Origin of the sequence: Herbiconiux dendrobii, from assembly GCF_052048175.1 — a bacterium.
Lineage (GTDB): Bacteria > Actinomycetota > Actinomycetes > Actinomycetales > Microbacteriaceae > Herbiconiux.
In genome coordinates this window covers 243,461-268,022 of record NZ_JBLZQV010000003.1, presented here as the reverse complement: position 1 = coordinate 268,022, position 24,562 = coordinate 243,461, and the positions used below count along the sequence as shown (strand labels likewise).

The following is a 24,562-nucleotide window of genomic DNA, read 5'->3' as shown; positions in this document are numbered from 1 at the left end:
CCGTAAGCGCGCCCGCGCAGACTCGTTCCCGAACCCGGCGCCATCCTGTGCCGGTCATCGAGAAGGAGATCGGATGCCCGCCTCACCCACCGGCGACTGGGCCGTCGAAGCCCACGGACTCGTCAAGGTGTTCGGTGACAACCGCGCCGTCGACGGAGTCGACCTCAGCGTGCGCACCGGAACCGTCTACGGCGTACTCGGCCCGAACGGCGCCGGGAAGACCACGACGATCCGGATGCTCGCCACCCTGCTGAAGCCCGACGGCGGCGAGGCCACCGTGTTCGGCCACGACGTGCGCCGCGAAGCGCAGGTCGTGCGCCAGCTGATCGGCGTCACCGGCCAGTACGCCAGCGTTGACGAGACGCTGAGCGCCACCGAGAACCTCGTGCTGTTCTCGCGCCTGAACGGTCTCGGCCGCGCCGAGTCGCGCCGCAAGTCGGCCGAGCTGCTCGAGGAGTTCGGCCTGTCCGAAGCCGCCAAGCGCCCGCTGAAGAACTTCTCCGGAGGCATGAGAAGGCGCCTCGACCTCGCCGCCAGCCTCATCTCGCAGCCGCCCCTGATCTTCCTCGACGAGCCCACCACGGGTCTGGACCCCCGCACCCGCTCGCAGATGTGGGACACCATCCGCCGGCTCGTCGCCACCGGATCCACCGTGCTGCTCACCACCCAGTACCTCGACGAGGCCGACCAGCTGGCCGACCGCATCGCCGTCATCGACCGCGGCATCGTCGTGGCCGAGGGCACCGCCGACGAGCTCAAGCACTCCGTCGGCAGCGCCTCCCTGCTGCTCAGACTCGTGGATGCCGCCACCCTCGAGCGCGCCCGTCACGCCGTGCTCGACGTGCTCGGCGTCGAGTCGGTGCTGAGCCCGGAGGCGGGCCGCATCACGGCGCCGATGACCGATCCCGACAGCGTCACCGACCTGCTGATCCGCCTGCGGGCCGACGGCATCCAGGTGGCCGAGCTCGCCGTGCAGCAGCCCACCCTCGACGAGGTCTTCCTCGCCCTCACCGGTCACACGGCCTCCGACGAGGAGACCGCCGGCGACGGCACCACCACCGGCGCCGCATCCGGTACCGGCACCGGACCCGCAACCGAACTCGAACTGGAGGCCGCGAAATGACGCAGCTCACCATCACCCCGGGTGTCTCGCGCACCCTCAAGAACCACGTCAGCCTCACCCAGACCGTGCAGAACTCGTTCAGCATGGCCTGGCGCGGGCTGCTGAAGATCCGCCGCACGCCCGAACAGCTGATCGACGTGACGCTGCAGCCGATCATCTTCACGCTGATGTTCTCGTACATCTTCGGCGGCGCGATCGCCGGGAGCGTGCAGGACTACCTGCCGCTGCTGATCCCCGGCATCCTCGTGCAGACGGTCATCACCACCTCGGTCGTCACCGGCATCCAACTCCGCGAGGACATGGACAAGGGGGTCTTCGACCGCTTCAAGTCGCTGCCGATCGCGCGGATCGCCCCGCTGGCCGGAGCGCTGCTGGCCGACACAGCCCGGTACGCCATCGCCACCACGATCACCTTCGTGGTGGGGTTCCTGATGGGTTACCACCCGGCGGGCGGCTTCGGTGCGGTCGTGCTGGCCGGTCTGCTCGTGATCGCCTGCTCCTGGGCGATCAGCTGGATCTTCGCGTTCTTCGGCGTGATCGCCCGCAGCGCGTCGAGCGTGCAGGGCATCTCGTTCCTGGTGTTGTTCCCGCTGACCTTCCTCTCGAACGCCTTCGTGCAGCCCGACACCATGCCGACCTGGCTGCAGGCCTTCGTGAACGTCAACCCGGTCTCGCACCTCGTGACGGCCGTGCGCGACCTGGCCAACAACGGCGTCTTCGGCGCCGACGCCTGGCTGGCCCTGCTCGGAGCCGCTGTGATCGTGGCGATCTTCGCCCCGCTCACCGTGCGCGCCTACATGAAGAAGGCCTGATCCCGGGCAGCCGGGGGATCCGGGGCCTTAGACGACGACACCGGGAACGACGGATGCGGCCCCGCTAGCGGGCCGGCAGCATCCGCGGCACCGACCACGGCCCGGGCGTGTGCAGCAGTTCTGCGACGCGCCCGGGTCGTTCGTCGTTCGGGACGGCGGCGGCGGCCGCGCGCGCGGCGGCGACGTCGGCGGCCGGGTACCGCTCGGCGAAGCGCTCGAACAGGGGTGCCAGGTGCAGCGCGGAGGGATCCTGCCGGGCGCGCAGGGCCTCCGCGAAGGCCAGCAGGTCGAGGGCGAGCCGCCGCAGATCGGAATCGGAGTCGACGTCCGCGGCTGCGCCCGTGACGCTCTCGAGCCACACGGCGAGGCCGGTCAGCGAGGCGCCGAGCACGGGGCGGTCGACGTAGGCGGGCTGCCAGCGCAGGTTCGCGAGGGTGCGCGAGCGCAGCCGCCGCGCCATCCGCTGCAGCTCGGCGGGCGTTCCGTCGCCGTCGAGCACCCGGCCGGCGAGCACGTTCGAGACCATGATCCGGTACCAGGGCGAGGCCCGCGTGCGGGGCACGTCGAAGGCCGCGATCGCGCCGTCGTTGGCCCGGCGCGCCTCCTCGATCCGGCCCTGCCGCCGGTACACCTCGGCCCGCCCGGCGAGCCCGATCGAGCCGATGTCGACGCCGTCGGATTCGCCCGGCGACAGGATCAGCCGGTCGAACAGGCGGATCGCCTCGTCGATGTCCCCGACATCGAGCTCGTTGATGGCGATGGTCCACTCCAGCTGCCGGATGTCGTCGTCGGCACCGAGCGCCTGCAGGCCGACCTGCGCGCGCCGGGCCCAGCGCAGGGCCTCCACGGGCTCGGCGTTCTGACTGTGCAGCGCGCCGAGCATCTGGCTCGCCATCGCCTCGCCCCAGGTGTCCTGCAGCGACACGGCGAGGTTCGCGGCGGCGACGGCGAAGCGGATGGCCGCATCCTGATCGCCGGCGTTCTCGGCCATCAGGCTCGAGACGATGGTGCCGAGCAGGGCGCTCGGACGGTGGCCGGAGGCGATGCCGGCGGCCACGACCTCTCGCACACCCTGCTCGTTGCTCGAGGTTACCAGCGCGCTCATCATGGCGAGGCGCGGATCCGACAGCGGATGCTCGGCCGTCAGCTTGCGCAGCAGCGAGCGCGGCCGCACGGCGAAGCGCAGATCGCTCAACACGGTCGTGCCGGCGATGAGCATGAGGCACGAGGCCATCGCGTCGACGTGCGCCGCGTCGGGGCGGTAGTGCCGGATGGCGCCGAACACAGGAGGCCCGAACGCGATCACCTCGGAGTGCGCGCTCCGCAGCGACCAGACGTAGCCGAGCAGCGAGAACACGGTCACGACCGTCTGCGGCCGCCCGGCGTCGATCGCGCGGCGCAGCACGTCGATCAGGTTGTCCTCCTCGACCGCGATCTCGGCGAAGGTGGCGACCTGGCGCGGGCCGTCGGTGAAGGCGTACCGGCTCGCGCAGAACTCCTCCGCCCAGGCGAAGAGCGCGTCGCGCACCTCGGTGCGGGTGCCCGACTCGTCCAGCTGGAGCTGGCCGAACTCGCGTACGGTCTCGAGCATCCGGTAGCGCAGCCCCGAGGAGGATTCGCGCAGCATCACGAGCGACTGATCGACCAGGGCGTCGAGGATGCCGAGCACCGCGTCGAGGTCGGCGTCGGCGGCCGGTGTCGCCGGGCTCGCTGCGCCCGCCGCTTTCGGCGCTCTGGCCACGACCGGTGCTCCCGCCGCGTCCGGCGCTCCGGCCACGACCGCCGCGGCGGCTTCGGCGCTGAACCCGTCGGCGAACTCCGACAACCGCGCGAGGGCGCGCTGTTCGCCCGCGCCGAGCAGGTTCCAGCTCCACTGGATCACCGCGCGCAGCGTGCGGTGCCGCTCGGGAGCGCTGCGATCCCCGCCGGTGAGCAGCGCGAAGCGGTTGGAGAGCCGTCGCTCGATCTCCTCGAGCGGCATCGACCGGATGCGCGCGGCCGCCAGCTCGATGGCGAGCGGCAACCCGTCGAGGCGGCGGCAGAGGCGGGCGACGACCTCCAGCGGAAGGCTCGCGCCGGGGCGTGCCGCCGTCGCCCGGTCGACGAACAGGCGCACGGCGGCGTCGGCTTCGAGATCGCTCGCCGAATCCGCGGCACCCGTTGCTCCCAGTGGGGCCAGCAGGAACACGCGCTCGCTCGAGATCGCCAGTGGCGTGCGGCTCGTGGCCAGCACGGTCAGCTCCGGAACCTCGGCCGTCAGCTCGGCGCACCACTCGGCGGCCGCCTCGATCAGGTGCTCGCAGTTGTCCATCACGAGCAGGGTCGGGGTCTCGCCGAGCCGGTTCAGGATGCGGGTGCGCAGGTCGGCGCGCAGCACGGTCGAGCCGAGCCGGGTGCCGGTCGCCACCTCGCGGATGCCCAGGGCCGAGGCGAGCGCGAACACGAGGTCGTCGGCGCTGCGCACGCTCGCCAGCTCGGCCACGATCACGGCGCCGTAGCGTTCGAGCGCCCGGGCGGCCAGCTCGTGCGCGATCCGCGTCTTGCCGAGTCCGCCCGGCCCGAGCACGGTGGTGACGCGGGTGCTCGCGAGCAGCGCTTCGATCGCGGCGATCGCCGACTCCCGTCCGATCAGCTCGTTCGGGGCCGCCCGGATGCCCCGGCCGACCGCCGCACGGCGGGGGAGCGTCTTCGCCGCCCCCGAGCCCGCCGCGCCCCAGGACGGATCCGCGGCGGGGTGCTCGTCGGGCGAGACCGCCGCCGTGTGTGCCGTCGCTCCCGACCGGTCGTCCGGCGCCTGCGTGACCGCCTCGGCGGGCGGGCGGGCCGCTCCCGGGAGGTGCTGCGGGCTCGCGGCGACGGTCGTCGGCGTGCCGTCCGGCCGCGCGTCCGTCAGGTCCCGTTCCAGCAGCTCCAGATTGAGGTGCTGCAGCTCGAGCCCGGGGCTGGTGCCGAAGGCATCCTGCACCTGCCGGCGGAACCGGGCGTATACCGCCACCGCCTCCGTGGGCCGGCCCATCGCATCGAGGGCACGCATCAGGACCAGGTGGGCGCTGTCGTCGAAGGGAGCGCGCTCGGTGAGCCGGCGCGCGAGCGGCTCGGCGGCGCCGGGGTCTCCGGCCTCCAGCAGGGCCGTCGCCAGAATCGATTCCAGGCCGTCACGCAGCTGCCCGGCGCGCGCGGCGAGCGCCTCGGCGACCGAGTCGGATCCGGACCCGGAGGCGGACGTCCACCCCGCGCCCGCCAGGTCGGTGCCGGGTTCGCCTCGCCAGAGCGCGAGGCCCGCGCGGCAGGCGGCGACGGCGGCCGGCCACTCGTGGGCGGCGAGCTGTGTGCGGGCGTCGTCGAGCATCCGCTGGGCGAGGAGCACGTCGACCTCGACGGCCGCGGCGAGCCGGTATCCCGACGGCGTCGACTCGATCAGCTGCTCGCCGAAGGCCGAGCGGATGCGCGACACCTGCGTCTGCAGCGCGGCCCGGGCGCCGCGGGGGGCGTCGTCGCCCCACACCTCGTCGACCAGGCGCTCGGCCCCGATGGGCTGCGGAGCGGCCAGCGCGAGCGCGGCGAGGAGCGCCTTGGCGCGGTGTCCGGCCGGCTCGACGAGAGCACCCGGAGAGCCGACCGCGACGGGCCCGAGCACGGCTACGCGCACGGGGTCCGGATGCTGGTTCTCGCTCACCCCCGCAAGCCTAGTGAGCGCTGCCCAGCCCGTGATCAGGCAGCCGTGCCATCCTGGAACCAAGGCCGCAGAGCGGCTTCCGGACGAGGGCGCAGTACCCGGACAGCGACAAGACTGACCACGCAGGAGTGAGTCGTCATGTCATGGATCGTTCTGATCGCATCCGGTGTTCTCGAGGCCGTCTGGGCCACCGCGCTCGGCCGCAGCGAGGGCTTCACCAAGCTCTGGCCGACCGTGATCTTCGGCGCCGGCCTGCTGGCCAGCATGGCCGGCCTCGCCTACGCCCTGCGCACCATCCCGGTGGGCACCGGCTACGCCGTGTGGGTGGGGATCGGCGCGTCGCTCACCGTCCTCTACGGGATGACCTTCGGGGGCGAGAGCTTCTCGCTCGTGAAGGCGCTGCTGGTGATGGGGATCGTGGCGTGCGTGGTGGGGCTGAAGCTCGTGCACTAGCTGGCTGCCGGGGGCGCCGGGCTTCGCTCGGCGCTCCCGGGGCTCGCCGGTCCCTGCCCGGCGAGCCGCGACATGTGAGCGCGCGGTCGCCGGGCGCGGGCTTCGCTCGCACCCGTCGGCCACACGCTCACCTTGGGTCGTCGGGTAGGGCCTGTCGCGTGGTTGTGGGGGCCGTGGTGGTCGTGGTGGTCGTGAGACGAAGGTCTTGCGCGCGATGCGGTCTGGGCACTAGCGTTGCGGGGCTGTGCACATCGCACCAGCACCCCCGTGGACGAAGGAAGGCGCGACACCGTGGAGAAACTCACGCTCACGCTTCGCAGCACCGAGCTGCGCGCGCTGCAGCAGCAGCGCGACCTTCAGTACGCCGACGTGGTGCACGCGATCTGAGTCATCGACTCCGAAAGCCCCGCACCCGTCGTGGTCCGGGGCTTTTTTCCTGCCTTCCTCCGTCTTCCAGCCCGTCCGGGTGAGGCGGCCCCGTACCTCAGGGCTCGACACGAAGAGAGAAAGGACCATGGAAAAGATCACCGACCGCTTGTTCTCCTGGGCGAGCATCCTGGACGAGAACGCGAGGGCGCAGGCCCTCACGACCTCGACGATGCCGTTCATCTACCCGCACCTCGCCCTGATGCCGGATGCGCACCTCGGCCTCGGTGCCACGGTGGGCTCGGTCATCCCCACCCTCGGCGCCGTCATCCCGGCCGCCGTGGGCGTGGACATCGGCTGCGGGATGATCGCCGTGCGCACGCAGTTCGTGCGCGGCGAGCTGACCGCCAACCCGAAGGGGCTCGGCGCGCTGCGCCAGGAGATCGAGCGTGCCATCCCGCTGTCGGCCGGCGGCGCGAACAACAAGATCGTGGCCACCGCGGCGACCAGGATCGCCGAACTGGAGGCGCTCGCCGAGGAGGCGGGCTTCGATCCGGCGACCAGGGCGAAGCGGTGGCGCGAGCAGCTCGGCACCCTCGGCTCCGGCAACCACTTCATCGAGGTGTCGGTCGACGAGACGGATGCCGTGTGGCTCTTCCTGCACTCGGGCAGCCGGGGCGTGGGCAACCGGATCGCGGGCCATCACATCGACGTGGCCAAGAAGCTGATGACGCAGTACTGGATCGCGCTGCCCGACCCCGACCTGGCCTACCTCGTGGAGGGAACGGCCGAGTTCGACCGGTACATCGCCGAACTGCGGTGGGCGCAGCACTACGCGCTGCTGAACCGCGAGGAGATGATGGATCGGGTCGTGCGCCAACTGAGCGAGTGGATGGGCGTGCCCGTCGACGAGCAGGAGCGGATCAACTGCCACCACAACTTCACCGAGAAGGAGCGGCACTTCGGCAAGGAGGTGTGGGTGTCCCGGAAGGGCGCCATCATCGCCTCCGACGGGGCCGCCGGGCTCATCCCGGGGTCGATGGGAACCGCGTCGTACGTGGTGGAGGGCGCGGGCAACCCGCTCGCGCTGAACTCCTCGCCGCACGGTGCGGGGCGGGAGTACTCGCGGTCGGCCGCCCGGCGCACCTTCACGCACGAGCAGTTGCGGGAGGCGATGACCGGGATCGAGTTCCGCGACACCGACGCCTTCATCGACGAGATCCCGCAGGCCTACAAGCCCATCGACCGGGTGATGGAGGATGCGCGTGACCTGGTGCGCATCCGGCGGACGCTGCGGCAGCTGGTGAACGTTAAGGGGAATTAGCTTGTTGCCGGGGGCGCCGGGCTTTGCTCGGCGCTCCCGGGGCTCGCCGGTCCCTGCCCGGCGAGCCGCGACATGTGAGCGCGCGGTCGAACGACCCGGCCTGCGGTCGGGCCGTTCGGCCACACGCTCACCTTGGGTCGTCGGGTAGGGCCTGTCGCGTGGTTGTGGGGTCTGGTGCGTGGTTGCTCGTCTTCGGGGTTCGACGGGTGGCTTTGGGTGAGGAGCCGTCAGCGCAGCAGCCAGACGGCGGCGAGGGAGAGGGTGGCTATGAGGGCCCAGGAGGTGAGGCCGACGATCAGGGCTCGCCAGCCGGTGCGGGCCAGGGTGCGGAAGCGGATGTTCGTGCCGAGGGCGAAGAGGGCCATCGCCAAGAGGATGGTCTGCGCCGTGTCCGCCGCGCTCAGCACCACGTCGGGGAGAGGTACGACCGTGCGCACCAGGACGGCCGCCAGGAAGCCCACGATGAAGAGAGGGACGATCGGCGGACGCTTCGCGGCGGGGCGCGAGACGTAGTCGGGGTGACCCGCCCCCAGGGCCGCGTTGCGGGCATCCGCTCGCCGTTCCACCAGGCCGACGATCGCCACCATGGGCGCCAGCGTGATTACGCGGGTGAGCTTCACCACCACGGCGGCGGTGAGCGCCACCGGGCCGGCGATCTGGGCGGTCGCCACCACCTGGCCGACGTCGTGCACGCTCAGGCCCACCCAGAGTCCGAAGTCGGCGTTGGAGAGGCCGAGTGGAAAGCGCAGCACCGGCAGCACGAAGATCGCCAGCGTTCCGCACAGGGTCACCAAGGCGATCGGCGTGGCGGTGTCCTCGTCTTTGCTGCGGGTCACGGCCGCCATCGCGCCGACCGCCGACGCGCCGCAGATCGAGAAGCCGGCGGCGATCAGGATCGGCTGCGTGCCCGGCAGCCGGAGCAGCCGGCCGAGCAGCAGCGTGACGCCGAAGGTGATCCCCACCACCAGCACGATCACCAGGATCGTCTCCCCGCCGAGCCCCGCGATGTCGACCAGGCTGAGCTTCAGGCCGAGCAGCACGATGCCGATCCGCAGCAGCCGCCGGGCGGCGAGCGCGATTCCGGGTTTCAGGAGCGTGTCCAGGATGCGCTGGGCCGCCGGGATCTGCCCGGCGATCATCCCGAGACCCACGGCCGCCGTCAGCATCGGCACGGCGGGCAGCAGCAGGTGCACCCCGAACGCCACGGCGGCGGCCACACCGGCGACGAGGATGCCGGGGAGCCATCCGGGCGACTTCATCGCCGGCTCATCGCCAACTGGGCAGCCAGTAGTGCAGGCTCAGGAACCAGGCGGGGATCGGCATCCCGGTCCACACCGGCCAGAAGAACGCGCTCACCAGCACGCAGATCACCAGGAACGCGCCCACGATCAGCAGAGCCCTCGTGCGCACCGGGCGCGGATCACCGCGCGACCCGAGCGCGAGCCCGATCACGAAGGTCAGCCCGAGGATCATGTAGGGCTCGAATGCGATCGTGTAGAACTGGAAGATCGTGCGGTTGAGGTAGAGCAGCCAGGGCAGGTAGCCGGCCACCATGCCCATCAGGATGAGCCCCACCTGCCACTCGCGCTTGCGCACCAGCCGGTACACCAGGTAGAACATCGCGGCCGTCGCGCACCACCAGATGATGGGGTTGGCGATCGAGGTGATGTTCTCGTAGCAGGTCTGCCCGCCGCACAGGCTCGGGTCGTCCGTCTGCACGAACATCTGCGTAGGGCGGATGAGGAACAGCCAGGTGAACGGGTTCGCCTGGTACGGATGCGGCGAGTGCTCGTTGACGTGGTAGTTGTACACGGCCGCTTCGAGGTGCCAGAAGTTCTGGATCGACAGCGGCACCCAGCTGAGCCCGCCCGTCCACTCGCCGCCCGAGGTCTGCGCCCAGGTGCGGTACATGCCGCCCGAGGTGCTGAACCAGCCGATCCAGCTGAGCAGGTAGGTGAACACCGCGAGCGGCACGAGCAGCAGTGCCGTGACGGGCCCCTGCTTCAGCACCGCCGCGCTGAACCAGAACGGGATGCCGAGGCGGCGCCTCGCGAGGGCGTCGACCACCACGAGGTAGACACCGAATGCGGCCAGGAAGTACAGGCCGGTCCACTTCACCGAGCCGGCCGCGCCGAACGCGACGGCGGCGGCGAGCACCCAGGGCCGGTTCCAGAGCACGGGGCCCCAGGCCGGCGGGCGGTCGCCGCTGGCCGTGATGCCGTCCGCATCCGTGGTCGAATACGGCCTCGAGCGGGCGGCCGTCAACACGGCCAGCCGGGTGGCGCTCCACTCGCGGTCCATCAGCACGGCGCCGAAACCGAGCAGCAGGAACAGCGCCGAGATGCCGTCGAGGATGGCCACCCGGCTCATCACGATGGCGTGCCCGTCGATGGCGAGCAGGAACCCGGCGATGGTGCCGAGCAGCGTCGACCTGGTGAGTTTCGTGGCGATCAGGGCCGTGAGCAGCACCAGCAGGATGCCGCAGACCGCCACCGAGATGCGCCAGCCGAACGAGTTGTCCGCACCGAACAGGGCCATGCCGAGCCCGATGATCCATTTGCCGAGCGGCGGATGCACGGCGAACGAGGCGCTGGTCTGGAAGATCTGCGTGGCGCCCTGGTTGAACTGGGCGTCGGCATCGGCTGGCCAACTGGCCTCGTAGCCGAGGTTCCAGGTGGTCCAGGCGTCTTTCACGTAGAAGGTCTCGTCGAACACCAGGGAATGCGGATGCCCCAGGTTCACCAGGCGCAGCACGGCGGCCAGCAGGGTGACCGCGATCGGCCCGCCCCAGCGCCAGAGCCGCTCGCGGGCGGGCGTGCTCATGATGCGCAGCCACCAGTCGTCCAGGCGCGAGCCCGTGGGCACAGGCGCGGCGGGGCCGGCGGGCTGCGGCGCCGGCTCGGGCGCGGTCGTCACCTCTGTGCTCACCGGGCCATGCTAACGGGTGCGTGCGACCCTCATCCTGGGGCGGGCATCCGGGGTGCGAGACTGGGGGCATGCTCATCCTCGCGGCCACGCCCATCGGCAACCTCAAGGATGCGTCGCTGCGGCTGATCGAGATGCTCGAGGCCGCCGAGGTGATCGCCGCGGAAGACACCCGCGTGACCGTCAAGCTGCTGCGCGGGCTCGGCATCCAGAACCGTCCGCGCCTGCTGCCGCTGCACGAGCACAACGAGCGCGAGAAGGCGGCCGAGCTGGTCGAGCTGGCGCGGGAGGGCGATCTGCTGCTGCTCTCGGATGCGGGGATGCCGACGGTCTCCGACCCCGGCTACCTGCTGGTGTCCGCCGCCATCGAGGCGGGGGTCGACGTGACCGTGCTGCCCGGGCCGTCCGCCGTCGTCACCGCGCTCGCGCTCTCGGGCCTGCCGACCGACCGCTTCAGCTTCGAGGGCTTCCTGCCCCGCAAGCACGGCGACCGGGTGAGCACGTTCCGGATGCTCGCCCGCGAGCCCCGCACGATGGTCTTCTTCGAGTCGCCCAACCGGCTGGCCGACTCGCTGACCGACCTGGCCTCGGTGTTCGGCGCCGACCGGCGGGTGGTGGTGGTGCGTGAACTGACCAAGCTCTTCGAGGAGGCCAAGCGCGGCACGGCGGCGGAGCTGGCGGAGTGGGCGGCCGGAGGAGTGCGAGGCGAGATCTGCCTCGTGGTGGCCGGGGCCGAGGCGCTCGCGATCGACATCGGCACGGGCATCGCCCAGGTGCTCGAGCTCGTCTCCGACGGCCGTCGCCTGAAAGACGCGGCCACCGACATCGCCGAGGCCACCGGCCTCTCCAAGCGCGACCTCTACGAGGGCGCCCTCGCGGCCCGCCGCCCCTGAGCGCACTGGCCCGGGCCGCCGCCCACGTTCTCCCCAGGCCTGAGCCGCTGTCACCGTTCTCCACAGGCCCGTCACACGGAACCCCGGGCCGGATGCCGGGCTTTAGGATGGTCAGCATGTCCGACGGCTCTTCGTTCTACATCACCACGCCGATCTTCTATGTGAACGACGTGCCCCACATCGGGCACGCCTACACCGAGGTGGCCGCCGACGTGCTCGCGCGCTGGCACCGCCAGGCGGGTGACCCGACGTGGTTCCTCACCGGCACCGACGAGCACGGCCAGAAGATCCTGCGCACCGCGACCGCGAACGGTGTGACGCCCAAGGAGTGGGCCGACAAGCTCGTGGCCGAGTCGTGGCAGCCGCTGCTGGAGACCATCGACATCTCCAACGACGACTTCATCCGCACCACCGAAGAGCGGCACGAGAAGAACGTGCAGCTCTTCCTGCAGCGTCTGCAAGACGCCGGGTACATCTACACCGGCGAGTACGAGGGTTACTACTGCGTGGGCTGCGAGGAGTACAAGCAGCTCTCCGACCTGGTCGACGGCACCGGGCAGTACGAGGGGCAGCTGGTCTGCGCCATCCACTCCAAGCCGGTCGAGCTGCTGAAGGAGCGCAACTACTTCTTCCGCATGAGCGACTTCACCGAGAAGCTGCTCGCGCTCTACGAGGAGCGCCCCGAGTTCGTGCAGCCGGAGAGCGTGCGCAACGAGATCGTGGCGTTCGTGAAGCGCGGCCTCACCGACCTGTCGATCTCGCGGCAGACCTTCGACTGGGGCATCAAGGTGCCGTGGGACGAGTCGCACGTCGTGTACGTGTGGTTCGACGCCCTGCTCAACTACGCCACGGCGGCCGGCTACGGCTCCGACGACGAGAAGTTCGAGCGGCTCTGGCCCGCCACCCACATCGTGGGCAAAGACATCGCGCGCTTCCACGCCGTCATCTGGCCGGCCATGCTGATGGCCGCCGGCCTCGAGGTGCCCAAGCAGGTCTACGGGCACGGCTGGCTGCTGGTCGGCGGCGAGAAGATGTCGAAGTCGAAGCTCACGGGTATCGCTCCCGAGCAGATCACCGACACCTTCGGGTCGGACGCGTTCCGCTACTACTTCCTGCGCGCAATCAACTTCGGGCAAGACGGCTCGTTCAGCTGGGAAGACCTCTCGGCGCGCTACCAGGCCGAGCTCGCCAACGGCTTCGGCAACCTGGCCTCGCGGGTGATCGCCATGGTCACGCGGTACTTCGGCGGCGAGATCCCGGATGCGGTGGCCGACTCGGTCACGTCGGCCGACACCGCGATCCGCGACACCGAGCGCCGGGTCACCGCCGCCGCCGACGCCGCGATCGAGCGCCTCGCCGTGCACGAGGCGATCGCCGCCATCTGGCAGCTGGTCGACGAGCTGAACGGCTACATCACGCTGCAGGAGCCGTGGAAACTCGCGAAAGACCCGGCCAACGCCGACCGCCTCGCCACGGTGCTGAACACCGTCGTGCGCGGCGTCGGCACGCTCGCCGTGCTGCTCTCGCCGGTCGTGCCCGAGGCCGCCGCGAAGCTCTGGACCGCATTGGCCGGTACCGGCTCGGTGCAGGATCAGCCCATCCGGTCGGCCTGGGAGTGGACGGGCGGCACGCATGTCGCCGCGCTCGAACCGCTTTTCCCGCGGATCGAGGTCGACGCCTCGTGAGCTCGCTCAGCCCGCGGGATGCCGGCGGCCCGGCCGGCGTCGGCCCCGACTCGAGCGATCCCGGCGAGCTGCCCCCGTACCTGCGCACGCGCGAGCCCTCCGAGCGCGGCGACCAGGCCTACCCGCCGCTGCCCGAGGCGCTCGTGGTTCCCGTCTACGACAACCACACGCACCTCGAGATCGCCGACGGCGACGACCCGATCGACTTCCGCGAGCAGCTCGACCGTGCCTCCGCGGTCGGCGTGCGCGGAGTCGTGCAGGTCGGCACCGACGTCGAGACCAGCCGCTGGTCGGCCCGGCAGGCCGCCCGCGAGCCGCGGATGCTGGCCGCCGTCGCCCTGCACCCCAACGAGGCCCCCGAGCTCGAGGCCGCCGGCACGCTCGACGACGCCCTGGCCGAGATCGCCGAACTGGCCGCCTGGCCCCGGGTGCGCGCGGTGGGCGAGACCGGGCTCGACTTCTTCCGCACCGGCGAAGACGGCCGCGACGCGCAGTACCGCTCGTTCGAGGCGCACATCGCCATCGCGAAGGAGAACGGCATCGCGCTGCAGATCCACGACCGCGACGCGCACGCCGAGGTGGTGGCCACGCTGAAGCGCGTGGGCGCCCCCGAGCGCACCGTGTTCCACTGCTTCTCGGGCGACGCCGAGTTCGCTCGGCTGTGCGCCGACAACGGCTGGTACATGTCGTTCGCCGGCAACGTGACGTTCAAGAACGCCGGCACGCTGCGCGAGGCCCTCGAGGTCGCCCCGCGCTCCCTGCTGCTGGTGGAGACGGATGCGCCGTACCTCACGCCCACCCCGTATCGCGGGCGGCCGAACGCCCCCTACCTCGTGCCGCACACCCTCCGCGCGATGGCGGCGCACCTCGGCACCGACGTCTCGATGCTGGCGGCGCAGATCTCGTCGAACACCGAGCTGGTCTACGGCCGCTGGGAGGACGACCCGGTGGAGGCCCGATGAGCGACGCCTCCGCGGGCGGTGCGGGCGGAGCATCCGGAACCGACGGCGCATCCGGAACCGACCGCGCATCCGGAACCGACGGCGCGGCGGGAGCCGCGAGCCCTTCGGTCTCGCTGCTCGGCCCCGCCGAGATCCGCGACCTGGCCGCGCTGCTCGACCTCACGCCCACCAAGAAGCTGGGCCAGAACTTCGTGATCGACGCCAACACGGTGCGCAAGATCGTGCGGGTGGCCAAGGTCGAGGCCGGTGACACGGTCGTCGAGGTGGGCCCCGGGCTCGGCTCGCTCACACTGGGGCTGCTGGAAGCCGGAGCCGCGGTGGTCGCGGTCGAGATCGACTCGCGGCTGGCCGAACAACTGCCGTTGACGGTGTCGCAGCTGGCGCCCGAGGCCGACCTGACGGTCATCCGGGAGGATGCCCTGCGCATCCGGGAACTGCCGCATGCCCCGTCTCGGCTGGTGGCGAACCTGCCGTACAACGTCTCCGTGCCGGTGCTGCTGCACTTTCTCGAGCACTTCCCGTCGATCCGCTCCGGGGTCGTCATGGTGCAGGCCGAGGTGGGGCACCGGCTCGCCGCGGCGCCCGGTTCGAAGGTCTACGGATCGCCGTCGGTGAAGGCCGCCTGGTACGGTGACTGGCGCACGGCCGGTCAGGTGAGCCGGCAGGTGTTCTGGCCGGTGCCGAACGTCGACTCGGTGCTGGTGGGCTTCGAACGGGTCGGCTCGGGGCTCGACACCGAGGAGCTGCGGGTGCGCACCTTCGAGATCGTGGATGCCGCGTTCCAGCAGCGCCGCAAGATGCTGCGGCAGGCGCTCTCGGTGGTGCTCGGTGACTCGCAGGAGGCCTCGCGCCTGCTCGAGGCGGCGGGCGTCGCCCCCACCGCGCGCGGTGAAGAGCTCACGGTGCACGACTTCTTGGCGATCGCGCGCGCGTCGCCGGCCTGACCCGCGCCCCGCATTCGGTTCGACTCAGCGCGTTTCAGACGTCCCTCGTGCACTGTGCACGAACTCGGCGTGAGACTCGCCGGGGTGAGCACCCGCCCGCGGCGCGGGCCGGGCGAGTTGTGGGGTGGCTGAGGGCTGCCGCGCGCACCCGCGCGTCACAATGCGTCTTCTTCTTACCCCGTGTTGCGGGCCGGCTCGCGTCGGCGCGGCCGCGCCGAATACGGTCGGCAGATGCCCACGCACATCGACACCATCGTCGTCGGCGGGGGAGTCATGGGCTCCGCCGCGGCCTGGCAACTGGCCCGCCGTGGTGCCGAGGTCGCGCTGTTCGGGCGTTCTGCCGCCCGTGGGGGTGCACGGGAAGTCGCCCGCACCGCGCCGTTCTCGCTCGCCCGCACCGATGCGCTCGAACTGCGGCTGCTGGCCGATGCCCACGCGCTCTGGCGCGTGCTCGAGAGCGAGACGGGTGTGCCGGTGCTGGCGCAGACCGGCGGGATCGAGCACGGCGAGCCGAGCGAGGTCGACGAACTCGCCCGCGTGCTGCCGCACCTGGGTTTCGCCGCCGAGCCCGTCTCGGCCGCCGAGTCCCAGGCGCGCTGGCCGGGATTGCGGAGCGACGGCGTCGCCCTGCACACCCCGGAGGCCGGCTCGCTCGACGCCGGGGCCGCCGTCGAAGCCCTGCAGAGCGAGGCGCGCAGAAGGGGTGCCGCTCTTCATCCGGCACGCCAGGTCACGCGCATCCGCATCCTGGGCGACGATCTCGCGCGGATCGAGGTGGTGCCCCTCGATCCCGGCGGCGAGCCCTCGGGAGACCCCGAGGAGTTCGACAGCCGCCGCCTGATCGTGACCCTCGGCGCCTGGACGGCCAAGCTGCTCGGCTCGGTGCTCGTGCTGCCCCGGCTCGCCGTCTCGCAGGAGTACGGCATCCGCTTCGCTCTGCGAGGGCCGGATGCCGCGGTGCCCTCGTTCACGCACCACCCGCGGTCGGGTGACCCCTATTACCGGTTCTGGCCCTCGTCGCTCTCCGGAGCGGTGCGCACATCGCCCGGCATCGGCGCACCCACCCGCGAGGGTGCGCCCGCCTTCTTCCAGCACGGAGACCTCTCGCTCGGCTGGGCGGCTCCGGGCGTGGCCACCGAGCCGGATGCGCGTGACCCGCGCCCCGACGAGCGCGAGCGCTCTGCGTTGCTGCGCTACGCCCACGACTGGCTGCCCGGAGTCGACGCCGAGCGCTTCGACGAGTTCGCGACCGTGCGCGCTGCGACGCGCGATGGCCGATTCGTGCTCGACCGCGTGGGGCCGGTCGCCGTGGCGACCGCGTTCTCGCGTCTGGACTTCGCGCTGGCGCCGGCGATCGGCGAGCTGCTCGCCGATCTGGTGGACGGCATCCGCGCTCCCGCCGCCTTCTCGCTGAAGGGCGAGCGCCGGGCCGCCGCCCTCGCCTCGCGCTGACCTGCGGGGTCGCGGCTGCTTGTCTGGAATCCGACGTCATCTGGCAGTGCCGCGTGTGCATATGCCTCCCGGCGCATGCGACCATCGATCGTGACCACAGACTCTCCGGCTCCCGTCTCTCTGGCCGTCCTTCGCTGGGGGATCCCACACGCCCGCCCATCCGTGCTCCTGCTGCACGGGCTCACCTCGGCCGCCGGCACCTGGTGGCGCATCGCGAGCGGCCTGGCGGACGCCGGATACTCCGTCACGGCTCCCGACCTGCGCGGCCACGGCGCGTCGCCCCGCACCGAGCGCTACCGCCTGGCGGCCTACGCCGCCGACGTGGCGGCCCTGCGGCCCGATGGCCCGGGACCCGGCGTTCCGGGAGCCGGTAGCGCGGGATCCGGCGACTCGGGATCCGGTGGCCTGGGAGCAGACCGGCCCTGGGATCTCGTGATCGGCCACTCGCTCGGCGCCGCCGTCGCGGTGAAAGTCGCCGAATCGCATCCGGGCTGGAGCCGGGCCCTGCTGCTCCTGGATCCGGTGCTCACCGTGACCGAGAACGAGCACGACGGGCTGCTGGCCGACCTGCTCGGCGACCTCCAGCAGCTCGACCCCGAAGCGTTGCTGCAGGCCAACCCGCGCTGGGACATCGAAGACGCCGTGCAGAAGGTGAACGCCGTGCGCCTGGTGAGCCCCCGCGTCGTCGAGTCCACCGTGCTAGACAACCCCGACTGGCAGCTCGAAGACGCCGTCGAGCGCGTGAGCGCCGCCATCCGGGTGCGGGCGCTGGCCGCCGACCCGGCGCGCAGGGCCTCGTTCACCGCCGAGACCGGCGAACGCCTCACCGCGGGGCATCCCTCGTTCGACTACGCCGTGGTGCCGGATGCCGGCCACTCGGTGCACCGCGACGACCCGGCTCGCGTGCTCGCCGAGGCCCTCGCCCTGCTGCCCTGATCCGCGCGTGCTCGCGCATCCTGCACCGTCGACGGCGAATGTGTCGGAGTGTGACCGAGTGTGAAGAATGGGACGGAGCGTCTCGTAGGCTTGAGGAACGGCCTCCGCAGGTGACCACACCCCGCGTGTGCGGCCGTCACCCGCAGCACCCGTCACCACACAGCACGCCATCACACAGCACCGACCGCTTCCAAAGGGGATACCCATGTCGAAATTCGCACGCCGGCTCGGCGCGGCGGCCATCGCCGCCGGCCTCGTGGCCTCCGTGGCCGCCTGCTCGAGCTCGGGCACCGGTTCGGGCGACGCATCCAGCACCGATGCCGCCACCGACGCCTCGATCATCCTGATCACGCCCACGCCGATCGGCTCGAACAACTTCCTGCAGCTGGCCAAGGACGGCGCGGAGGAGGCCGGCGAGAAGTACGGCGCGAGCATCGACGTCTACGAGAGCGAAGACCCCACCAGCATCCAGCAGAACATCGACGCCGCGCTCCGCGAGAAGCCGAGCATCATCATCGGCGTGAGCTTCAGCGTGCTCGACCAGTTCACCGAGGCCGCCGCCGACAACCCCGACCAGCAGTTCCTGCTGATCGACACCTCGGCCGAGAACCCCACCGAGAACCTCACGGCCGCCGTGTTCAAGGAGTACGAGGCCACCTACCTCACCGGTGTCGAGGCGGGCCTGCTCACCGAGAAGAACAGCGTCGGCGTCGTCGCCGCGCTCGACACCCCCTTCATCCACCGCTGGATCGACCCCTTCTTCGCCGGCGCCACGAGCGTCGACCCGGGCGTCAAGACGGCGGCGCAGTTCGTGGGCGGCGACAACCCGTTCGGCGACCAGGCGCGTGCCAAGGCGCAGGCCCAGATCCTCGCCGACAGCGGAGCCGACTACGTGCAGGCCGCAGCATCCGGCGGTAACACCGGCGTGTTCGAGGCCGCGGCCGAGAACGGCTTCAAGGCCTTCGGTGTCGACACCAACCAGTGCCTCGAGTCGCCCGGCAACGTGGTCGACAACGCCATCAAGCGCGTCGACGTGGCCCTGGTGAACTCGGTCGGCGACATCCTCGACGGCAAGACCGGCGGCTTCACCTCCTACGGCCTGGCCGAGGGTGGCGTGGGCCTCACCGGCCTGGAAGACGGCGTGGCCGACTCGCAGTGCCTGATCGCCGATCACCCCGACGTGATCGAGAAGGTCGCCGCCGTGCGCGACCAGATCATCTCCGGCGAGATCGTCGTGGCCGACCCGCTGACCGCTGGATGACCTCTAGATGACCACTGAAACCGGCACCGCCGCTCCCGCGGTCGAACTGATCGGGATCGGCAAGAGATTCGGCGCCGTCGTGGCCAACGACGGCGTCGATCTCGTGCTGCGCCGGGGCTCCGTGCACGCCGTGATGGGCGAGAACGGGGCCGGCAAGTCGACGCTCATGTCGATGCTCTTCGGTCTCCTCGAACCGGATGCGGGCGAGATCCGGGTGGACGGCGAGACCGTGCGCTTCTCCGGCCCGCTCGACGCGATCGCGGCGGGCCTGGGGATGGTGCACCAGCACTTCCGCCTCTTCGACTCCATGACGGTGGCCGAGAACGTCGTCTACGGCGCCGAGCCACGTCGGCGGGGGCGGCTCGACCGGGCCGCTGCTGCCGCGCGCGTGCGCGAGCTGAGCGACCGCTACGGTCTCGAGACCGATCCGGATGCCGTGGTCGGCTCCCTCTCGGCAGGCGCCCGCCAGCGGGTCGAGATCCTGAAGGCCCTGCACCGCGAGGCGCGCATCCTGATCCTGGACGAGCCCACCGCCGTGCTGACGCCGAGCGAGGTGGATTCGCTGTTCGCGGTCATCCGCCGGGCCGCCGACGACGGCAGCACCGTGGTGATCGTGACGCACAAGATCCACGAGGTGCTCGCGGTGAGCGACGAGGTGACCGTGCTGCGCGACGGCCGGGTCACGGGCCGTTTCGCCACGGCCGAGGCCACCGGCGAGCAGCTCGTGCACGCCATGACCGGGCGCGAAATCGAGGTCGTGCAGAACCCGCGCTCGGGCACACCCGGCGAGGTGGCGCTGTCGGTCGAGGAGCTGTCGGTGACGGATGCCCGTGCCGGGGTCACCCACGTCGACGCCGTGTCGCTCACCGTGCGCCGCGGCGAGATCGTCGGCGTGGCCGGCGTCTCCGGCAACGGGCAGCACGAGCTGGTGGCCGCCGTGCTCGGCACGATCCAGGCGACGGCCGGCACCGTGCGCCTGCTCGGTGACGACGTGACGGTGCGGCCGGTGCGCGAGCGCCGGGCCCTGGGGCTCGCGGTCATCCCCGAAGACCGTCGCGGCGAGGGCAGCGCGGTCACCATGTCGGTGGCCGAGAACGTGACCCTCGGGCACCACCGCAGCGCTCCGATCGGGGCGACCCGGGGCATCCGTCGCGGCTGGATGTCGCTGCGCGCCGAGCGCTCCCGGGCCCGCGACCTGATCCGCGACTACGACGTGCGCACCTCGGGCGAGCAGCAGCCGATCGGCTCGCTCTCCGGTGGCAACGCGCAGAAGGTCGTCATCGCGCGCGAGCTCTCGCACGAGGCCCCCGTGCTGATCGCCGAGCAGCCCACGCAGGGTGTCGACGTGGGGGCCATCGAGTCGATCCACGGCCGCCTGCTGGAGTACCGCGCCGGTGGCGGCGCCATCCTGCTGGTCTCGCACGAGATCAGCGAGCTGCTCGCGCTCGCCGACCGCATCCTCGTCATGTACGCCGGCCGCGTCGTCGCCGAGCTCGCCGGTGCCGAGGCCACCACGGCCCGCATCGGCGCCGCGATGGCGGGCGCCGCCGCGCACGACGCCCCTGCGGCTCCCGACCCCGTGCTCGATCCCGAAGGGCCCCGCGCATGAGCACCACCGAACGTCCTCCCGTTCCCGCGGCCGACGCCCCGCCCACGCCTCCGCGAGGCCGCACCGCGCGCCTGCTCGGCGCCGCGCTCCGGCACCCGGCCGTCGTGCCGATCGGCGCGGTCGTGCTCGCCCTGCTCATCGGCGCCGTCATCATCCTGGCCGCGGGCCTGAACCCCATCACCGCCTACGCGGCCGTCATCGACGGCGCCCTCAACCCCGACTCGCTCGACTACACCTTCTCGGTGTGGGGCTTCATCTGCGGCATGGCGCTGGCCGCCGCGATCCCGCTCCGGATGGGCGAGTTCAACCTGGGCGGCAACGGCCAGCTCGTGCTCGGCGGCCTCACCGCCGCGGTCATCGCCGGCTACGCCCCGCTGCCCGGCCCGATCGTCATCCCGCTCGCCGTGCTCGGCGCGGCGGTGGTCTCGGGCGCGTTCGGCGCCCTCTCGGCCCCGCTGGCCACGCGCTTCGGCATCCCGATCATCATCTCGACGCTGCTGCTCTCCCCGGTGGCGGTCGCCGTCGGCTCCTACCTCGTGCGCTTCCAGATCGGGGAGAGCGGATCGGCCGTCGCGCAGACCCCGCGTCTTCCCGAGGGCGCCCGGATGTGGGCGCTCGGCGACCTCTCGTACTCCAACGCGGGCCTGCTGATCATCATCGCGATGATGGTGGTGTTCTGGCTGGTCGACACCCGCAGCGCGGTCGGCTACGAGCTGCGTGTGGTCGGCGCGAACCGCCGCTTCGGCGCTTTCGGCGGCGTGCGCGTCGGCCGGCTCGCCCTCGGCGCCATGGCCGCAGCCGGTGCCGCCGCGGGCATCGTGGGCGCGATCATCGTGATGAGCTCGCCCTACCGCCTCATCGACGGCGCGCTCATCTCGCCCGGTTACACCTTCGCCGGCCTCGCCGCGGCGCTGCTCGCCGGCGGCCGCCCGGCCCTCATCCCGGTCACCGCCATCCTGTTCACCGTCCTCCAGGTCGGCGGCGCCGCGATGGAGCGCTCGGCCGACGTGCCGCGGCAGCTCTCCGACGTGCTGCAGGGCGTGGTGATCGTGGTGCTGGCCCTGCGCACCGTGCTCGACCAGCGCCGGAGCGAACGGAGCTCCGCCTGATGCACGTCTTCGAACTCGGCTTCATCGCGGCCGTGCTGCTCGCGGCCACGCCCATCCTCTACGCGGCCCTGGCCGGCGCCATCTCGGCCCAGGTCGGTGTGTTCAACATCGCCCTCGAGGGGCAGATGCTCTGGGGCGCCTTCGCCGCGGTCGCCGGCAGCTACTACACCGGCAGCGCCTGGGGCGGCGTGCTCATCGCCCTCGTCAGCACCGCGCTGTTCGCGGTCATCCTCGCGGTCGGGGCGGCGCGCTGGAAGGCCGATCCGATCATCATCGCCATCGGCACCAACCTGCTCGCCATCGGCCTCACCGGCTTCCTGCTGCGCGTGCTGTTCGACGTGTCGGGGTCGTTCTCGCCCACCGGGCTGCAGGGCCTTCCCAAGATGGCGTTCCTCGCCGACGTGCCGGTGATCGGCCCGATCTTCGCGGGCCAGACCGTGCTCGTGCCGCTCGCCTTCGTGGTGATCGTGGCCGTGGGCGTGTGGCTGAAGACGACACCGGCGGGCCTTCGCCTGCGGGGTGTGGGCGAGCATCCGGATGCCGCCGCCAGCCTCGGCGTGAACGTCGCGAACTACCAGAGCTGGGTCACCATCGCCGCCGGCGCCCTCTGCGGCATCGCCGGCGCGCAGCTGGCGCTCGGCAACGTGACCGTGTTCACCGAGAACATGACGGCGGGCCGCGGCTGGATCGCCGTCGCCGCCGTGATGCTGGTGGCGGGCCGCCCGCTCTGGCTGCCGTTGGCCTGCCTCGGTTTCGGTGCGGCCGAGGCGCTCGGCTTCCGGCTGCAGGGCATCGGCGCTCCGCAGCAGCTGACGGATGCCGCGCCCTACGCCATCACCCTGCTCGTGCTCGTACTCACCCGCGTACGGTTCGCCCGCCGCGGCCAGACCGTGGCCTGATCCGGCCGCCGCCACAGCCCTCCGACAGACCCGACCCCCCTCCGCCGCTCTCCCGCTCCACCGAAAGGCCCACCCCGATGACCGAAGCCGTCGCATCCGGAGCCCCCGCTCCCGCTCCCCGCGAGACCCGCCACATCGTGCTCGACACCGACACGGGCATCGACGACGCCCTTGCCCTGCTCTATCTGGCGGGCCGTGACGACGTCGAGATCTCGGCCATCACGAGCGTCTACGGCAACACCCCGGTCGAGGCCGCGCTCACCAACATCGCGCGCGTGCTGAAGGTGGCGGGGCTCGAAGACACCCTCGTGGCCAAGGGCGCCTCCGGCCCGATCGAGGGCGAGGCGCGGATCGCCTCGCACGTGCACGGTCACGACGGCCTCGGCGACCTGTGGTCGGAGCCGATCGCGCCGAAGAACCTCTCGCCGCTCAGCTCGGCCGAGCTTCTGGTCGAGCTCGGCCGCTCGCGCCCGGGCTACTACGACCTGCTGCCGGTCGGCCCGCTCACCAACATCGGCCTGGCGCTGGAGATCGAGCCCGAGCTGCTCACCCTCTACCGCTCGGTGGTCATCATGGGCGGCTCGGGCCCGTTCCCGCCGCTCGGCACCGTGCAGATGGTCGACGCCAACATCCACAACGACTCCGTGGCCGCCGCCCGGATGTTCGCCGCGCCGCGCAACCAGCTCGTGATGGTGGGCGTGAACGTCACCGCCGGCACGATCGTCGACGAGCAGGCCGTGCAGGCGCTGCACCGCGCGGGCACCGAGTGGGGAACCTTCTCGGCGCAGATCCTCGAGGCGTACATGGACTTCTACCAGGTGGCCTGGGGCCGCCGCGTCTCGCCCGCGCACGACGGGCTGGCCGCGGCGCTGCTCGTGCAGCCGGAGTGGATCACCTCCTCGGTCTCCGGCCCGGTGAACATCACCACCGACGGCTTCTTCACCCGCGCGCACCTGATGCAGACCGCGGAGGGGCTGCCCGTGAGCTGGCCCACCGAAGACGCGCCCGACACGCTCGTCGTGCTGGACGTGGACCGCCGGGCCTTCCTGGCCGATTTCATCCGGGTGCTGTCGGGCCACTGACGCCGCGGGTTCCGGGCTCCGGATGCCCCGGCCCGGGGCGCCGACCCCCGTGCACGGGGCATCCCGCCGCTTGGGATAGGTTGGTTTCATGAGCAGTCGGGGCGTCACGAAGTCCGTGCACGTACGGGCCCCGGGCAAGATCAACGTCTTCCTCAAGGTCGGCGCGGTGATGGACGACGGCTACCACGACGTGGCCACCGCCTACCAGGCCGTCTCGCTCTACGAAGACGTCTACGCCTCGCCGGCGAGCGACTTCTCGGTGGAGTTCGGCGGCCACATCGACACCTCGGGCCTCGAGACCGACGGCTCGAACCTCGCCATCCGGGCGGCGCAGCTGCTCGCGCGCCGCACGGGATTCCGCGAGGGCGTGCACCTGCGCATCGAGAAGAACGTGCCGATCGCGGGCGGCATGGGCGGCGGATCGGCAGATGCCGCGGCCACCCTGCTCGCCTGCGACACCCTGTGGGGCACCGAGGTCGGCCGCGAGGAGCTGATCTCGCTGGCCTCCGAGCTCGGCGCCGACGTGCCCTTCGCCTTCACAGGCGGAACCGCGATCGGCACCGGTCGAGGCGACCAGCTGAGTCCGGCGCTGGCCAAGGGCAGCTTCCAATGGGTGCTCGTGCTGCCCGAGCACGGGCTCTCGACGCCCGCCGTGTACCAGGAGCTCGATCGGCATCGCGAACGGCACGCGCAAGACATCTTCCCGGCGCAGGGCCAGCCCGTGGTCGACGCCGACGTGCTGCAGGCCCTCCGCGCCGGCGACCCGCACATGCTCGCCGAGTCGCTGCACAACGACCTGCAGGCCCCGTCGTTGCACCTGCACCCGGGCCTCGCCAAGGTGCTCGAGACCGGCGAGGCGAACGGCGCCCTGGCCGGCATCGTCTCGGGCTCGGGCCCCACGGTGGCGTTCCTGGCCGCCGACCTCGACAACGCGCTCGAACTGCAGATCGCCCTCAGCGCGGCCCGCCACCACGTGGTGCGCGTCACCGGCCCGGTGGCCGGCGCCCGCGTGCTCTCCGACTAGCCCGTCCTCGGCGCGACGCGTCGCTTC

Annotated in this window: 19 protein-coding genes and 1 riboswitch; of the genes, 16 read left to right on the top strand and 3 right to left on the bottom strand. The window is 71.7% G+C overall.

Annotation, left to right across the window (positions count from 1 at the left end; all coding sequences use genetic code 11):
- Positions 1–73 precede the first annotated feature (73 nt).
- Both ACN4JJ_RS10205 and ACN4JJ_RS10200 read left to right on the top strand, forming a co-directional pair.
- Complete coding sequence (locus tag ACN4JJ_RS10205; RefSeq protein WP_440709798.1) at positions 74–1,123, top strand: ATP-binding cassette domain-containing protein; 1,050 nt, start codon at positions 74–76, stop codon at positions 1,121–1,123.
- Positions 1,120–1,935, top strand: coding sequence for an ABC transporter permease (locus ACN4JJ_RS10200; RefSeq protein ID WP_440709797.1), 816 nt, complete (start codon positions 1,120–1,122; stop codon positions 1,933–1,935). Before ACN4JJ_RS10205 ends, ACN4JJ_RS10200 begins: the two co-directional genes overlap by 4 nt.
- A 64-nt stretch (positions 1,936–1,999) precedes the next feature.
- On the opposite strand, the gene ACN4JJ_RS10195 is transcribed toward ACN4JJ_RS10200, so the two are convergent.
- Entirely contained in the window at positions 2,000–5,611 is a 3,612-nt protein-coding gene (locus ACN4JJ_RS10195) for an AfsR/SARP family transcriptional regulator (RefSeq protein WP_440709796.1), read from the bottom strand.
- Positions 5,612–5,670: 59 nt separating this feature from the next.
- Positions 5,671–5,733: riboswitch (guanidine-III (ykkC-III) riboswitch) on the top strand.
- A gap of 16 nt (positions 5,734–5,749) precedes the next feature.
- Between ACN4JJ_RS10195 and ACN4JJ_RS10190 the strand changes: the two genes are divergently transcribed.
- On the top strand, positions 5,750–6,064 hold the full coding sequence (locus ACN4JJ_RS10190; RefSeq protein WP_440709795.1) for a DMT family transporter: 315 nt from the start codon (positions 5,750–5,752) through the stop codon (positions 6,062–6,064).
- Positions 6,065–6,578: 514 nt separating this feature from the next.
- Positions 6,579–7,754: an RtcB family protein gene (locus ACN4JJ_RS10185; RefSeq protein WP_440709794.1), complete on the top strand. Its 1,176-nt coding sequence runs from the start codon at positions 6,579–6,581 to the stop codon at positions 7,752–7,754.
- Between the two features lie 227 nt (positions 7,755–7,981).
- Here the strand turns inward: ACN4JJ_RS10185 and ACN4JJ_RS10180 are convergent, their stop codons facing one another.
- Positions 7,982–9,013: a YeiH family protein gene (locus ACN4JJ_RS10180; protein WP_440709793.1), complete on the bottom strand. Its 1,032-nt coding sequence runs from the start codon at positions 9,011–9,013 to the stop codon at positions 7,982–7,984.
- A gap of 7 nt (positions 9,014–9,020) precedes the next feature.
- Positions 9,021–10,682 (bottom strand): dolichyl-phosphate-mannose--protein mannosyltransferase, encoded by a 1,662-nt coding sequence (locus ACN4JJ_RS10175; RefSeq protein WP_440709792.1) that lies wholly within the window; start codon positions 10,680–10,682, stop codon positions 9,021–9,023.
- Between the two features lie 68 nt (positions 10,683–10,750).
- On the opposite strand from ACN4JJ_RS10175, the gene rsmI reads away from it, so the two are divergent.
- From rsmI to ACN4JJ_RS10115, 12 genes are all read left to right on the top strand, one after another.
- Positions 10,751–11,572: a 16S rRNA (cytidine(1402)-2'-O)-methyltransferase gene (gene rsmI, locus ACN4JJ_RS10170; protein WP_440709791.1), complete on the top strand. Its 822-nt coding sequence runs from the start codon at positions 10,751–10,753 to the stop codon at positions 11,570–11,572.
- Positions 11,573–11,688: 116 nt separating this feature from the next.
- On the top strand, positions 11,689–13,257 hold the full coding sequence (gene metG / locus ACN4JJ_RS10165; RefSeq protein ID WP_440709790.1) for a methionine--tRNA ligase: 1,569 nt from the start codon (positions 11,689–11,691) through the stop codon (positions 13,255–13,257).
- 68 nt (positions 13,258–13,325) lie between these two features.
- Positions 13,326–14,219 carry a TatD family hydrolase gene (locus ACN4JJ_RS10160; RefSeq protein WP_440710293.1) on the top strand — a complete coding sequence of 298 codons (894 nt, stop codon included), beginning with the start codon at positions 13,326–13,328 and terminating at the stop codon, positions 14,217–14,219.
- Positions 14,216–15,163, top strand: coding sequence for a 16S rRNA (adenine(1518)-N(6)/adenine(1519)-N(6))-dimethyltransferase RsmA (gene rsmA, locus ACN4JJ_RS10155; RefSeq protein WP_440709789.1), 948 nt, complete (start codon positions 14,216–14,218; stop codon positions 15,161–15,163). Before ACN4JJ_RS10160 ends, rsmA begins: the two co-directional genes overlap by 4 nt.
- Before the next feature lie 231 nt (positions 15,164–15,394).
- Positions 15,395–16,615 carry an NAD(P)/FAD-dependent oxidoreductase gene (locus ACN4JJ_RS10150; protein ID WP_440709788.1) on the top strand — a complete coding sequence of 407 codons (1,221 nt, stop codon included), beginning with the start codon at positions 15,395–15,397 and terminating at the stop codon, positions 16,613–16,615.
- 90 nt (positions 16,616–16,705) lie between these two features.
- Positions 16,706–17,551, top strand: a complete 846-nt coding sequence (locus tag ACN4JJ_RS10145) for an alpha/beta fold hydrolase (RefSeq protein WP_440709787.1) — start codon at positions 16,706–16,708, stop codon at positions 17,549–17,551.
- Positions 17,552–17,756: 205 nt separating this feature from the next.
- Positions 17,757–18,812 carry a BMP family ABC transporter substrate-binding protein gene (locus ACN4JJ_RS10140; protein ID WP_440709786.1) on the top strand — a complete coding sequence of 352 codons (1,056 nt, stop codon included), beginning with the start codon at positions 17,757–17,759 and terminating at the stop codon, positions 18,810–18,812.
- Positions 18,813–18,819: 7 nt separating this feature from the next.
- Positions 18,820–20,421 (top strand): ABC transporter ATP-binding protein, encoded by a 1,602-nt coding sequence (locus ACN4JJ_RS10135; protein ID WP_440709785.1) that lies wholly within the window; start codon positions 18,820–18,822, stop codon positions 20,419–20,421.
- Entirely contained in the window at positions 20,418–21,530 is a 1,113-nt protein-coding gene (locus ACN4JJ_RS10130) for an ABC transporter permease (RefSeq protein ID WP_440709784.1), read from the top strand. The genes ACN4JJ_RS10135 and ACN4JJ_RS10130 overlap by 4 nt, the downstream gene beginning before the upstream one ends.
- On the top strand, positions 21,530–22,429 hold the full coding sequence (locus ACN4JJ_RS10125; protein WP_440709783.1) for an ABC transporter permease: 900 nt from the start codon (positions 21,530–21,532) through the stop codon (positions 22,427–22,429). The genes ACN4JJ_RS10130 and ACN4JJ_RS10125 overlap by 1 nt, the downstream gene beginning before the upstream one ends.
- A 77-nt stretch (positions 22,430–22,506) precedes the next feature.
- Complete coding sequence (locus tag ACN4JJ_RS10120; RefSeq protein WP_440709782.1) at positions 22,507–23,511, top strand: nucleoside hydrolase; 1,005 nt, start codon at positions 22,507–22,509, stop codon at positions 23,509–23,511.
- Between the two features lie 88 nt (positions 23,512–23,599).
- Complete coding sequence (locus ACN4JJ_RS10115; RefSeq protein ID WP_440709781.1) at positions 23,600–24,535, top strand: 4-(cytidine 5'-diphospho)-2-C-methyl-D-erythritol kinase; 936 nt, start codon at positions 23,600–23,602, stop codon at positions 24,533–24,535.
- Positions 24,536–24,562 lie beyond the last annotated feature (27 nt).